Raw genomic sequence first — 13,362 nt, 5'->3', positions numbered from 1 at the left:
CGCAAGCCGGCGACAACTATTTTGCCTCTTGGCCGCGCCTCGAGACCGAGGGGGCGCTCACCGCCGCTTCGAGACGAGCCGCTCGTAGGCGCGCTCTATCGCCGCGAACTTGCGATCGGAGGTGAAACGGGTCATGAAGGCGGCGTGCCCGGCATCGCCGAGGCGGGCGGCGAGAGCCGGGTCATCGAGGAGGAGCGCGATCTTTCCGGCGAGCGCCTCCGTGTCGCCGAACGGCACCAGGAGGCCATCCCGGCCGTCGGAGATGACGTCCGGGGTCCCGCTCGCCCACGCGCCGATCACCGGCGTACGGTAGGCCCACGCCTCGAGGAAGACGATGCCGAAGGCGTCGTTGCGGGAGGGCATCGCAAACACCGTCGCCGCGTCGAGAAGATCGCGCTTCTCCTCCTCGGGGATATCGTGTCGCACAATGATCCGGCTCTTCGTTTCGTCGGGAACGCGAGCGTAGAAGTCGGTGAAATCCCTGTTGGCCGAGGCGCCGGCGAGGACGAGGGTGAACTCCCTCCCCTTCCGCCAGAGCAGCTCCGAGGCCTGGACCAGGTGCACCGTCCCCTTGTCGTAGCAGCGCGTGCCCAGGAAGACCACGAGGGGGCCGGCGACATTGTGCATTTGCCTGAAACGGTCTGCGCGCCCGCCGGCGATCTCCCGGGGCGATATCCCGAACCCGATCACCTCGACGCGCGCGGCGGGGACGCCGAGGGAGATAAGGGCGCGCTTCTCCCCTTCGGTGAGCGCGAGGACGAGGTCGGCGCGGCGCAGGATCTCGATCTGGTACGGATCTGAGTGGACCCGCAGGATGAAATCGTCGCCGGGTTCCCCGGTGTGCAGGCACGGGGTGATCACGAGAGGGGCGCGGCTCCGCCGGGCGATCCCGCGTGCCGCGTACAGGAGGATGCCGTACGGGAGCACGCCTGCGTGGACGAGATCCACGTCGTGTCTGCGGAGGGAGGTCCGCAGGAGGCCGGGGACCACCGGGAGGTAGAACAGGTGTTTCGTCCACCGGAACGGGGTCAGGTCGTGGAGGCGATTCCGCGCCTTCTTCGGCAGGTGACGGGTGCGGAAACGGCGGATCGTAACGCCGCGGTGGAGCTCGACGTTGCGCCTCGCGCGCCTCTTCGTCGGATCCTCGAAGTAGTCGTTCTCGAGGGCGTCGGTGGTGAAGACGCGGACCTCGTGGCCCCTCGCGGCCAGATGCTCGGAGAGGAGCTGGAAGTATCTGGCGGAGCCGCAGTGGAACGGCCAGTACTGCTGGACGAGGTGCAGGATCCTCACCGTGGGGCCGCCTCGAGCGCGATCGTGCGCACCTTGAAGCTCAGGTCCGTGGGTTCGCCGGTCAGATCGGCGCTGTAAAGGTCGTCCGCCTCCAGCGTCACGGTGACGGGGCCGGGCCCGGCGCCTTCCAGCGGAAACGAATGCTCGCTCCAGCCCGCCTTCGGCACGACGCGCCCAAGCTCGCGGCCGTTGGCCTTCACCCGCAGGCCGACCGGTTTCGCGGTGTAATGGTCGTTGCCGACGGTGATCCGCAGCGACAGGGCTGACCCCGCCGGCGCCTTCAGCGCGACCGTGGCCGTGCGGGCGAAGCGGCGGCAGTCACGATCGGCCTCGTCGTGCATCAGGTACCAGCCGGGCCCGGGGCGCGCGCCCGGCGAGGCGAGGCCGATCCCCGGTGCGTCCGGGCGGTCCCATCCTTCCGCGGGAGGAAGAGGGAGGCGGATGCGGGCGGGCTTCACCCCCGGGCTCAGGAGCCGCCAGACGCGCTCGTGCGTCAGGGGGGGCATCCTCCTCCTCGCCGCGAACAGGCGGGGGAGACGGGTGAGGGCGGCGAGGACGGCGTGCGCCTGCGTGGCGATCAGTCGTGGCTGCCCCCTCCAGTAGTGGTCTTGGGCGACCCCCCATTCCCGGCGCAGGGTGCCTGCGAGGGCGCGGGGCAGCATCGGCGCCGGAAAGCATTTCAGCATCAAGAGGATCCTGTTTCGCAGCGTAAGGTAGTTCTTGCGAGGGGAGTTCTCCCGCATCGTGGCGGATGCCTTGTGGTAGGCGCGCGCCGCGGGCACCGTGACGATGCGGTACCCGTGCGCCCTGATCCGCAGACTGAGTTCCACGTCCTCGAGGTAGATGAAGTAGGCCGGGTCGAAGAGACCCGCCGCGCGGAGCGCCGCCGCCCGCACGAAGAACGCTCCGCCGCAGGCCGCGATCACCTCGGAGGCAATGGAGAGGCCGGGGAGGTCGTAGCGCCCGTTCAGGTAGTCCCATGCAAGACCGATCCTGTTGAGGCATACGCCGATCCCCTGGATGATGTCGCGGCGGTCGAAGTAGAGGAGCTTGGGCGCGCACACCCCTACGGATGGGTCGGCCGCGGCGGCCTCGACGAGCGCCGAGAGCCAACCCGGGTCGACCTCCATGTCGTTGTTGAGGAGGGCGATGAAGTCTGCCCCCCGCTCCAGCGCGTACGCCATCCCCCGGTTGTTACCCGCGGCGAAGCCGACGTTGCGCCGATTCTCCAGGACCGTCACCGCCGGGAAGTGGGTCCGGACGTACCCCGCGCTTCCGTCCGAGGAACCGTTGTCCACCAACACGGTGCGCAGATTCGGGTAGGCAAGACGGGCGAGGGAGCCGAGGCAGGAGTGAAGGTGTTCTTTTCCGTTCCAGTTGATGACGATGACGTAGACAAGCGGTTGCATCGGTCTCCGGGAGCCCCCCGCCGCATCCCTCGCGCGGCGCGGGTCCAGTATAGCAAAGGAGTCGCCCCGGGCGCGCGTGCAAAGGAAGGGGGGCGAAGAGGCGCTGCTGTTATGCCGCCTGGAAGGGGATCCCGATTCCCGGAACGGAGGAGCGGGGCGGGGAAAATTACCCGGGGATACGCGGGGCCGCGCGTGCACGCGGCCAAAACGCTTTACATGGCTGCGACGCCTGTATATAGTGGCGCCGGTCAAAGGCGGGGGGACAGGCGAGGCCATGGCGGAACAGGGACGAACGGCGGCGGGCGCGGCGGGTACAATCGGGGCGTGGATGCTCCGCCCGTTGGTGCTGCGCTACCTCCGCTCCGGCTTCGCCCCTCTCCCGACGCTGCTGCAGCTCGAGATATCGTCGCACTGCAACCTGCGGTGCGTGATGTGCGCAAAGACGATCGGTGCGACAAACGTCGTCCCCGATCGCCTTATGCCCATGGGGATCTTCTCCGCGCTGAAATCCGTGCTCCCCTTCGTCGAGTATGTGGACCTGAGCGGGATATGGGGAGAGGCGTTCATCAAGCCCGACCTGTATCTCGAGATGCTCGCGGTGCTGAAGACGCACGGGATATTCGTCCGCACGATCAGCAACGGCACCCTCATCGACGGAGAGACCGCTCGGGAGATCGTCCGGCTGGGGCTGGACCTCCTCACCGTCTCCGTCGACGCGGCGCGGCCCGAAACCTACCGAAGGATACGCCGGAGGGGGGAGCTCTCCACGCTCGTCGCCGCCGTGCGGCGTATCGGGGAGGAGAAGAAGAGGCAGGGGCGCTCCGCGCCGAGGATCGAGTTCATGGCGCTCGGGATGCGGGACACGATCGAGGAGCTCCCGGAGCTGGTCCGGTTGGCGGGGGATCTCGGGGTGTCCCGTGTCGGTCTCCAGCAGATGGCGGAGTACCGCGGGATGGAGGGCCAGTCGGTCGCCTGGCGCCATCGGGAGATGGGAAGGAAATGGAGCGACGCCGCGCGCACGGTCGCCGGGGAGGTCGGCGTGGAGTTCTCCCTGATCCCGCCCGACCAGTTCGAGGCCCCGCAGGAGATGGAGACGTTCAAGGATCTCCGTGGCGCGCCGCGCACCTACGCCCTCAAGGACTGCTTCCTCCCGTGGAAGATGGCCGTGGTGACCGCGGGAGGGGATGTCATCCCATGCTGCGCGATGTTCGATTCGATGGGCAGTCTCCGAACGCAGAGTTTCAAGGAGATATGGAACGGGGAGCGGTTCAGGGAGTTGCGGAGGAGACTTATCGCCGGGACGCCGCCGGCGGCCTGCATCGCCTGTTCCGCGCGCGGGTGGAGAAAACCCGACCCGCCGGCCGAGTTGCGCATGGTCCGGGAGCTCTTGTTTCTCCCCCTTCGGCGCACCCTCCGGCGCATCCCTTTCCTGGGGCGCGCGAAGTCCGCACTGAAGAACCGCCTCGGGAAGGCCTGACCGGATCGGAGGCCGGCGGCCGCGGTCCGGATACGGAAGAGGCGGGGGCCGAAGGCGCCCTCCCTTGCTCATCACATCAGGTGAATGGAGATCGAGGACGCCGTTCTCATCCCGCCAACAGGCCCAGCGAGGCGTACAGCCGCTTCACCTTGCCGTATTGAATCTCCCAGGTGTATCGCGACGCCACCTTGTCCCGTCCCCGTCTCCCCATCTCCCGGCGTCTCTCCGGGGCGTCGAGCAGGAGCCGTATCCTGTCGGCGAGGAGATCCACGTCGCCGAACGGGACGAGGAACCCGTCCGCCCCGTCCTCCACGACCGCCGGCACCCCTCCCGCCGCGCAGCCGATGACCGGAACGCCGCATGCCCACGCTTCGAGGTAGACCATTCCGAACGACTCGTTCCGCGACGGCATCACGTAGATATCTCCCGCGGCGAAGAGATCCCGCTTCTCCTCGCCCTCGACGCGTTCGAGCATGGCGATGCGTCCGCCGACAGCCGGCGGGAGCGACGCGTGAAACGATCTGAAGGAGTCATAGGTGGGCCCCGCGAGAACGAGTGAGACGTCGCGGCCGTCGGCGAGGAGACGCTCGAAGGCCCGCACCGTCTGCTCAGCGCCCTTGTCCCGCGCCTTGGGGCCTACGGAGAAGAGGACGGTTCCCCGCAGGCCGTGCGCCCTTCTGAACCGCTCCCCGTCACCTCCGCGCAGGCCGACCGCGTCGACGCCCATTCCCACGATCCTGATTGTATCGGCGGGGACGCCCGCCCGCCGCAGCGCCTCCGCCTCGATGGAGGTCTGGGCGATGACGGCATCCGCCTCGGCGAGGAGTTTCATCTGGGCGGGATCGGTGTGGATCCTGAGCACCCGTTCGTCGTGCGGTTCCCCCGTATGGACGAACGGGCTGTAGATCAGCGGAACCCCTTCTCTCCGCGCGATCCTCCACGCGAGGTAGAGGAGCATCCCGTAGGGCACGAGGCCCGCGTGCACCGCATCCACCCGGTGGTGTCTCAGCCCTTCGCGCGCCATCCCGGGCAGGAAACCGGTGCCGAAGAGGTGCGGGGCGGCCGGGAACGGAAGGCGTTTGAGGCGCCACCGGAGGCGGTCGTAGTTGGGGATGTGGCGAAGGGGGAACCGCCGTATCGAGACGCCGCCGCGCGTCTCCCTGCGTACGACGACCCTCGCGCCGTCCCGGCGCACAAACCTCTCGAAATGAAGGGCGTCCGTCGTGAAGACGGAGACGCTGTGCCCCTCCTTTGCGAGGCGCTCCGCCATCTCCTGGAAGAAGATCCCCGAACCGCAAAGGGCCGGCCAGTACTGATGGCAAAGATAGAGCATTCTCATCTGACGCCCCGTTCCGCGGCGAACCCGATGCCGCGGTTGTCCGGCGAAACGAGGTTGGGGGCCTTCGCGGGAGGGCTCATCTCGGCGTCGACCGCGTGACGGCGAGTTCCCTAACCGTGGCGCCGACGAATTTCGGGAGCTTCCCCGGCCGGGGGATCCTGGTTGTCCGATCGGCCCTGATTTTGATCTCGAGGGGGAGGCGCGTCTCCGGAAGCGCGACGCGGACGGTCCTCCATTCCGAAGAGAGCGCGAGCGATCCGAGCGGTTCCCCCCCGGCGCTCAGTTCGAGTGTCGGATAGGGGGCGGCTCCTTTCGCCGCTTTCGCGGTCATGGCGAGGGTGCGCCCCCCCCGCTCCGTCCCCGGCTCGACGGTGAGGTACGCCTCCTTGCCGATCTCGGTACCTCCCGGATACCACCCAAGCCCCATCCTGAGGGGGCCCGAGAGTGTGATCCCGCCGCCCGAGGCCCGTGAGATCCCCGCCTGCTTCAACAGGTAACGCGCGCCGTGCGCGAGGGCGGCCCCGACGCCCGAGGTGCGCGCCTCGTGCAGCAGCTTTCCGGCGAGCGTCCTCCCCGCCTTCCCATACTGCGGTTGGCAGGTCTGGAGGGCGAAGAACAGCATCTCCTCCATCTCGTCCTTCGAGAGATCGGGGTAGCTCATCACGGCGCCGAATTTGCCGTCGAAATTCGCCCAGTCGTTTGTCACGAGAAAGCCGTTCTTCTCGCACAGGGTGTAAAACTCGGTGCCGGGGAACGGGGTGGCGATGCTGAACTGGAGCGAGTCGTTGGGGAGGCGTCTGGCGAGGTCGATCGTTTCGCGGATCGTTTCCCGTGTTTCACCGGGGAGCCCGATCATGAACGTGCCGTGGACCTCGAGGCCGCACTCCTTGGCGAGCCGGAACCGGTCCGCAACCAGGTCGAGGTCGATCCCCTTCTTGATCGTCTTCATGATCGCCCTCGATCCGGTCTCGACGCCGAACTTGATCTTGCGGCACCCCGCGCGGCGCATCGCCTCGAGCATCTCCCGGTCCACCGTGTCCACCCTCCCCATGCAGGACCAGAGGATGTCGAGGCCCCGGCCGACGATCCCCTCGCAGATGCCGAGGACGTGCCGTTTCGAGAGGGCGAAGGTGTCGTCGTCGAAGAAGAACTCCCCGGGGCGGTACCTCTTCACGCACTCCTCGATTTCGTCCACGACGTTGCGGGGGCTGCGCGTCCGATACCGGTGCCCGTACATCGTCTGGGGCCAGAGGCAGTAGATGCACCGGAACGGGCACCCCCTGCTGGAGATGAGGGTGATCCAGGGGAGGGCCAGGTAGTTCGGCTCGTGATAATGGTCCCACGGGTAGAGGTCGCGGGCGGGAAAGGGGAGGGCGTCGAGGTCCTCGATGAAGGGGCGGGGAGGATGCACCCGCACAATGTTCCCGTCGCGCCGGGTGAGGCCGGCGACGCCGCGCGCGTCACGGCCGTCCTCGAGAGCGCGGACGAGCTCGAGCACCGTCAGCTCATATTCGCCGCGCACGACGTAATCCACGAACGGGTGCTCCCGCAGGATCGATTCGTGGAAGATTGTCGCGTGCGGCCCCACGAGCGCAACCGGTGCGCCGGTCCGCTCCTTCACCATGCGGATGGTAACGATATCCTGGGCGAATGACGCGGTCGCCGTTTCGATGACGACAAGGCCCGGCGCGGCCTCCTCGACCCGCGCGCAGTAGGCCTCCGCATCGAGCGCGTCCACGCTGCAGTCGATCACGCCGACATCCATGCCGTGCTTCATGAGGAGGGCGGCCGTGTAAGCCTGGTAGATCGGGAAATGGTAGCTGCAGCGGCCCTTCTCGCGCCATGTCTTTCGACTGACGGTGAACGGCCATCGGACGTTGGAACGAAAACCGATCCTGCCGGGGGTGAGCCACGGCGGGTTGGTGATGAGGGTCTTCATAGGCGTCCGACGCGGGAGGTGGTTTCCATGATCCTGCGCGCAATGATACCACCTCTCGCCGCTTCCCCCCCAGGCCTTTTCTCGCCGGGCTCGCCCCGCCGTTCCGGTCCGCGGGGTATCTGCGGCCGGGCCATCTTTGTTATAGTATGTCCGTCGATGACCATGCTTCGCGCCGTTGCGTCCGGATGGCACCCCCCCCGGCAACGACACCTCGGTGGGGGCCGGAGGAGGATATCTCCCCGGGGGCGTGGCATCTCCGGCCGGTTGGGCGCAGGGCCGGGAACGCCGCCGCGGCCCGGGCCGCAGCGATACCGTTGCGGGAGGCCACCGTCCCCGTGCGTATCCTCAGCGTTGTGAACCAATACTGGCCGTACCGGGGAGGAGCCCCGAACTACGTCAAGGAACTCTCCGACCGCTTCGTGCGGGACGGCCACCGGGTCACCGTTTTCACCACGAACGCCTGGGACCTTGAGTACCTTTTTCGCCCCGACCGGAAGCATTTCGAGCCCCGCAGGTACGAGGTCGCCGGGGTCGAGGTCCGGCGTTACGCGGTGCGCCACCCGTCGCCGCGGGGGCTGGTCCGCCGGGCGTTGGGACGGATCCCGTCGAACCCCGCGAGGTTCTGCGTGCGATCCCCCTCGGCGATCCTCCCGGGGATGTGGCGGGATCTTCTCCTCCGAGCGGGGCGCTACGATGTCGTCACCGCCGCGCCGAGTCCGTTCTATTCGTTGATCTATCCCGCCTACCTGGCCGCACGTCTCCGGCGGAGGCCGTTCGTGATGATCCCCTTCGCGCATACCGGGACCCCGCGCGGCGACGTCCAGACCGAGATGCACACCCGCCCGCGCCAGATCGAATTAATGAGACGGAGCGCGCTCGTGATTGTCCAATCGCCCGCCGAGCGCGACCTCCTCGCGGCGCGGGGCGTCGATCCCGCGCGGCTCGCCGTCGTCGGCGCCGGGGTCAATCCGGAGGATCTGCGGGGGGGGAACGGCGCGCGGTTCAGGGAGCGCCACGACGTGAGCGCCGGGGAGAGGATCATCGCCTACATCGGCCTCCTTGTCTACGACAAGGGGGCGTTCCACGCGTTCGACGCGGTGGCGGGACTGCGCCGGCGGGGACACCGGGTGCGGCTTGCGATGATCGGGCATCCTGCCGTCGAATTCACGAACTACTACTCGGCGCAGCCGGCCGCCGCGAGGGAGTCGTGCATACCCCTGGGGTCCGCCGACGACGCGGAGAAGGCCGATCTCCTGGATGCATGCGACGCGCTCGTGCTCCCTTCCCGGGCCGACAGCTATGGGATTGTGTTCCTGGAGGCGTGGCTGGCCCGCAGGCCCGTCGTCGGCGCGTATGCCGGAGGTATCCCGCACGTGGTCGCGGACGGGGAAGACGGGTTCCTCGTGCCGTTCGGCGACTCGCATATGCTGGGCGAGTGCCTGCTGAAGCTGCTCGGGGATCCGGCCCTCGCGCGCCGGATGGGGGAGCGGGGGCGCGCCAAGACGCTCGCCGAGTGCACCTGGGAGATGCGGTACGCGAAGGTGAGGGGGCTGTTCGAGGGGCTCGGCCCCGGCGGGCGGCGGTGATCCGATGACGACAGAACCGGCGGTGACCGTCATCGTGTCGAATTACAACGGCCTCCGCAACCTCGGGGAGTGCTTCGAGTCGCTGGAGCGGCTCGACTACGGCGCCCGCCGTCTGATGCTGATGGACAACGCCTCCTCCGACGGGAGCGTCGAGTACGTGCGCGCGCGTTTCCCCGGCGTGACCGTCGTGCGCAACCCCAAAAACCTTTTGTTCGCGGGCGGGATGAACGCGGCCATGCGCCGCGCGCTGGACGAAGGGGCCGAGTTCATCGCCCTCCTGAACGACGACACGGCGGTCGATCGGCGGTGGCTTTCCGAGATGATGCGAACGATCGCGGCGTCGCCGGATATCGGGGCGGTTGCGCCGCGCCTCATGTTCCACGCCAACAGGAGGATGATCAACGGCATCGGGGTGGCGCTCGATCGTTTCGCCTACGGCCTCGACAGGGGCCAGGGGGAGCTCTTCTCCGGGCGCTACGCCCGGAGCGAGGAGGTCCCCGCCTTCACCGGGGGGGCGTGCCTCCTCAGGGCGGCTGCGTTAAGGAGGGTGGGGCTCTTCGATGCGACGTTCAGGGCCTACTACGAGGACGTCGATCTGTCGTTCAGGCTCCGCGCGGCGGGCTGGAGGGTCGTCACGGCCCCGGACGCCGTGGTCTACCACAAGCACTCCGCATCGTGGGTGGAAGGATCGCCCCGCAAGAGGTACCTGACCCTCCGCAACCGGCTCCTGATGATGGCGCGGTACTTTCCCGCGGATGAACTGGCGCGGCGGGTTGTGCCCGATCTCATTCGAGAACAGCGGAGGGAGGCGGCGGCGGAGGCTCGGAGGGGCGACTGGCGGTCGCTCGCCGCCCGCCTGCGGGCCTTTCTGTCGGCGCTCCGGCTGCTGCCGAGGGCCCTTCGATTCAGGTTCCGTTTCCCCGCCTCGGTCGCCCGGGGACTGTACGCGCGCTGTCTGCCGGCCGTTCACCCGGCCGCTCTGCCCTACCCGAAATGGGACTACCGGAGGCCGGCGGAGGGGGAGCGGCTCCCGCGGAGGATCCTTGTCGGTGTGAACGATCTCGTGCTGGGGGACGGATGGCTTCCGCTGGATTGTCGCGTTTTTCCGCAGGCGCGGTGGATGGGGCGGGATGCGGATTGCTTCCTGGCGGCGGAGAAGGGCGCCGGGAACGTGCTCCAGCTTCACCTGTTCCAGCCGCTCGATCCCGGAGGGCCGCAGGTGCTGACCGTCGCGATGGACGGGGAGCGGTTGGGCGCCTTCCCGATTCCGCGGGGGGAGTGGACAACGCTGCGGATCCCCTGCATCCCCTCCGGCGACGCGGTCCTCGTCTCCTTCTCCCTCGACCGGTATCTGCCCGCCGACCTCGGGGCGCAGCGGCACGACCTCGGGGTGCAGTTCAACGAGGTGAGCCTCCTCCCCGAGGGGTCTCCCTTCATCAGGGATGCGGCGGCGGGCGACGTTTCGCCCGCAGAGGGCGGATCCTCTCCCCGTTAGCGGGGCAGGTACGCCGGCCGGCGCCCCGCGATGCTCGACTCGTAGAGCTTTTCGATTCGGCGCGCGTCCTCCTCGATGCTCAGGACCGGCGGCGCATTGCCGCCGAGCCGCGCGGCGAGCCCCGGTTCGGCGACGAAGCGCATCAGCGCCTGCTCGAGTTGGTCGACGTCGCCCATTTCGAAGAGGAACCCGTCCGCCCCGTCCCGCACGAATTCCGAGATCGCGCAGCCCGCCGAGGCGATCACCGGCGTCTTGGAGAGGAACGCGTCCTGGATCACGACGGGACGGTTCTCGTGCCAGAGGGAGGGGACGACCAGCACGTCCGTCTCGCGGTACGGTTCGGCGACGGCGGTGTGGGGGAATCCGCCGCGGAACCGTATGCGGGGATGCGTCACCAGCGTGCGGAGGTGCGCGGTATACTCGGGGACCTGGTCCGTGAAACCGAAGATGTTGAGCTCCGCGGCATCGGGGGGGAGCCGGTTGAAGGCCGGTATGAGGACGTGGAGCCCCTTGTGGGGGACGATGGAGCCGACGTAGGAGAAGCGCACCCTCCCGCCGCCGGGCTGTTTCGAGAAACCTTTGAACGGCGCGTGGTTCATCCCGGACGGGGCGTACGCGATCCTCTCCTCGTCGACCCCCTCCGCCAGGTACTTCTCCCGCTGGTGCCGGGAGTGCGCGAGGATGGCCTCGGCCCTGTTGATGCGGCCGATGACGTACCGGAGGCGCATCGCGGCGAGCGCCCTCCGCGGCTGGATCCCCCCCAGCGGGTAGTACTCGCTGAGGTAGCGGTTCTTCATGCGGGTGACGAGGTGTTTCGGCAGCGCCTTCCTGATCAGGCGTCCGGCGAACGAGTGGGAATCCTCGTCCCCGGGCTCCTTGCCCCACGAGGTGCTGAACCGCCTCATGAGCGCGTGTCCGCAGGAGAGGCAGTTGATCCCCCCGTGCGGGCCCGGGCAGATCCGCAGGCCCGGCCTTGACATCTGTATCTGCGGGCAGATGTAGAAGTAGTCGTGCAGGCTCATCACGAACGGGATCCCGAGGGAGGTCGCCTCGTCGATGAGCGACACGGAGAGGAAGACGTGGTGGTGGAAGTGCACGATCTCCGGTCTGATTGCGAGGAGGAAGGCCCTGAAGTCGGCCTGGATCTCCTCGTTGATGAATGAGCGGATGAACGTCTCCGGCAGCGGACATCGGATTCGCCGGACGCGCATCCCCTCGAACAACCCCTCCGCGGCGGAAAGCGGCCCGCGGGGCGACGGGAAGTCTCGTGTATAGACGGAGACCTCGTGCCGGCCCGCCAGCTCCCTGGCGAGGTTGTAGGCGTATGTCTCGGCCCCCGCGTGGTGCGTGGGCGGGAAGAAATGAGAGACGTGCACGACCTTCATAGGCGCATTCCCGGAGGCGCTGCGATTCCGCGACGCTCGATCTGCGGACGCTAGTGTAGCACAACCGCCGCCCCGCAGCGCCACCCGCGCGGGGCCTCAGCGCGTCGGTCCGCCGCGCGCGGGGGCGGCGGGCTTCTTTCCCGGGCAGACGGATCGGTAAATCCCACGGAGTTGAAGCGCGTTCGCCTCGAGGTTGAAGAGCCGCTCCGCCGCGAGGCGGGCGCCTTTCCCGAGGGCGTCGCGCAAGGCCTCGTCGCCCAAAAGCTCCGTGATCTTTCCGGCAAGCTCCGCCGGGTCCTCCGTGCGGGTCTTGAGGACCTCGACCCGGTCCCTGAACTCCGCGCCGATGCCCGCCTGGGAGATCACGGCGGGCTTCCCCATCGCGAGATACTCGGGGATCTTCGAGGGGAGGCGGTAGGTGTTGAAATCGTTGAAGCGGGCGGGATGGACGAGGACGTCGGCGGCCGCAAGATGCGCGGGGATCTCCCTGTGGGGGACCTCGCCGCCGAGGACGACGTGGTCGCGGATGCCGAGTTCATTGATGAGCGCCTGCGTGCGCTCCTCGGTCCAGGCGAACCTCCCGAACTGGAGCAGGCAGACGGACGGATCCTTGCGGACAACGATCGCGATGGCCCTCAGGAGGATATCGAAGTCATGGTACAGGGCGACGGACCCGGAGTAGACGACGAGTTTCCGCCCCGAGAGACCGAACCGCTCGCGCACCGGCGCGGGGGCGGCCCCGGGATGGAATTTGTCGAGATCGACCCCCGGGTAGAGCACGTCGATCCTCTTGGACCAGCGGGCGGCCAGCGAGTCCCGCAACGCGGGGGAGAGCGCCGTGAAGGACGCCGCCGCGCGGTTCGCCAGAGCCGAGATGAGAGGGTTCTTCCAGAACCAAAGGTGCGGGTGGGGCTCCCCGGGGCGGGGAAACCCGAGCGTCTTGATCGTGTAGCGCGCTCGGAAGAGGGGATCGGGGGGGAACTGCTGGTTGTAGACGAACTCCTCGTCGTCCTCGTAGTGGATGACGATCCTCGCGCCGGTGCGCAATCGGATTTCCAGCGCCGCCCGCGCCGGGATGTTCCGCGGCGTCCAGACGTGGACGATATCGGGGGAGAAGGCGGCGATCCGGGCGCGGAGGGACGGCACCAGGATCGCATGATCGAAGCGCAGGATGCCGATCTCGAACCCGGGCGCGCGATCCATCACGCCCACGCTCTCGCGCAGGCCCGGCATCAGGAAGAGGACGCGGTCGCCCATGCGGGCGATCTCGCACGCGAAATTGTACGCGTGGATGACCCCCGCCCCCCGGAGGTCCTCGTAGGCAACGAAAACGACATTCATCGGGTTCCGCCTGTGTACGCCGAAAAGGGAATGCGCCGTCGGAAAAAACAGTATATATCAATCCCATCCCGTCCGCACCGAATAGTGCGGACACGAATAGT

The 13,362-nt window shown here is 68.1% G+C and carries 9 protein-coding genes; 3 read left to right on the top strand and 6 right to left on the bottom strand.

The genetic code is table 11. The features are described 5' to 3' along the window. Positions 1-57 precede the first annotated feature (57 nt). Both GXY35_09520 and GXY35_09515 read right to left on the bottom strand, forming a co-directional pair. Positions 58-1,290 carry a glycosyltransferase family 4 protein gene (locus tag GXY35_09520; protein ID NLW94816.1) on the bottom strand — a complete coding sequence of 411 codons (1,233 nt, stop codon included), beginning with the start codon at positions 1,288-1,290 and terminating at the stop codon, positions 58-60. Beyond that, a complete protein-coding gene (locus GXY35_09515; GenBank protein NLW94815.1) occupies positions 1,287-2,699 on the bottom strand; it encodes a glycosyltransferase family 2 protein in 1,413 nt (470 codons plus the stop codon). Before GXY35_09515 ends, GXY35_09520 begins: the two co-directional genes overlap by 4 nt. Before the next feature lie 274 nt (positions 2,700-2,973). Here GXY35_09515 and GXY35_09510 point away from each other — a divergent pair, with 274 nt between their 5' ends. Continuing rightward, positions 2,974-4,176, top strand: coding sequence for a radical SAM protein (locus tag GXY35_09510; protein NLW94814.1), 1,203 nt, complete (start codon positions 2,974-2,976; stop codon positions 4,174-4,176). 106 nt (positions 4,177-4,282) lie between these two features. Here GXY35_09510 and GXY35_09505 read toward each other — a convergent pair whose 3' ends face one another. Next, the gene (locus GXY35_09505; protein ID NLW94813.1) at positions 4,283-5,515 is read right to left on the bottom strand and encodes a glycosyltransferase family 4 protein; all 1,233 of its coding nucleotides are present in this window, start codon (positions 5,513-5,515) and stop codon (positions 4,283-4,285) included. A 76-nt stretch (positions 5,516-5,591) separates the two neighbouring features. Continuing rightward, positions 5,592-7,454 carry a radical SAM protein gene (locus GXY35_09500; GenBank protein ID NLW94812.1) on the bottom strand — a complete coding sequence of 621 codons (1,863 nt, stop codon included), beginning with the start codon at positions 7,452-7,454 and terminating at the stop codon, positions 5,592-5,594. Positions 7,455-7,807: 353 nt separating this feature from the next. Between GXY35_09500 and GXY35_09495 the strand changes: the two genes are divergently transcribed. Together GXY35_09495 and GXY35_09490 are read left to right on the top strand one after the other, a co-directional pair. Further along, complete coding sequence (locus tag GXY35_09495) at positions 7,808-9,040, top strand: glycosyltransferase family 4 protein (protein ID NLW94811.1); 1,233 nt, start codon at positions 7,808-7,810, stop codon at positions 9,038-9,040. Between the two features lie 4 nt (positions 9,041-9,044). Continuing rightward, positions 9,045-10,535 (top strand): glycosyltransferase family 2 protein, encoded by a 1,491-nt coding sequence (locus tag GXY35_09490; protein NLW94810.1) that lies wholly within the window; start codon positions 9,045-9,047, stop codon positions 10,533-10,535. On the opposite strand, the gene GXY35_09485 is transcribed toward GXY35_09490, so the two are convergent. Together GXY35_09485 and GXY35_09480 are read right to left on the bottom strand one after the other, a co-directional pair. Further along, a complete protein-coding gene (locus GXY35_09485; protein ID NLW94809.1) occupies positions 10,532-11,920 on the bottom strand; it encodes a glycosyltransferase family 4 protein in 1,389 nt (462 codons plus the stop codon). The two genes, GXY35_09490 and GXY35_09485, sit on opposite strands and share 4 nt — an antisense overlap. A 96-nt stretch (positions 11,921-12,016) precedes the next feature. Beyond that, positions 12,017-13,261: a glycosyltransferase family 4 protein gene (locus tag GXY35_09480; GenBank protein NLW94808.1), complete on the bottom strand. Its 1,245-nt coding sequence runs from the start codon at positions 13,259-13,261 to the stop codon at positions 12,017-12,019. Positions 13,262-13,362 lie beyond the last annotated feature (101 nt).

This window comes from Chlamydiota bacterium (assembly GCA_012729785.1).
Lineage (GTDB): Bacteria > Auribacterota > Tritonobacteria > UBA1439 > UBA1439 > UBA1439.
This window is presented reverse-complemented; position numbering and strand designations above follow the sequence as displayed.

Bases quoted from the DNA above. Each gene is read 5' to 3' on its own strand.
- GXY35_09490 (NLW94810.1), top strand. From the start codon at position 9,045: ATGACGACAGAACCGGCGGTGACCGTCATCGTGTCGAATTACAACGGC.
- GXY35_09505 (NLW94813.1), bottom strand. From the start codon at position 5,515: ATGAGAATGCTCTATCTTTGCCATCAGTACTGGCCGGCCCTTTGCGGT.
- GXY35_09485 (NLW94809.1), bottom strand. From the start codon at position 11,920: ATGAAGGTCGTGCACGTCTCTCATTTCTTCCCGCCCACGCACCACGCG.
- GXY35_09510 (NLW94814.1), top strand. From the start codon at position 2,974: ATGGCGGAACAGGGACGAACGGCGGCGGGCGCGGCGGGTACAATCGGG.
- GXY35_09515 (NLW94815.1), bottom strand. From the start codon at position 2,699: ATGCAACCGCTTGTCTACGTCATCGTCATCAACTGGAACGGAAAAGAA.
- GXY35_09500 (NLW94812.1), bottom strand. From the start codon at position 7,454: ATGAAGACCCTCATCACCAACCCGCCGTGGCTCACCCCCGGCAGGATC.
- GXY35_09480 (NLW94808.1), bottom strand. From the start codon at position 13,261: ATGAATGTCGTTTTCGTTGCCTACGAGGACCTCCGGGGGGCGGGGGTC.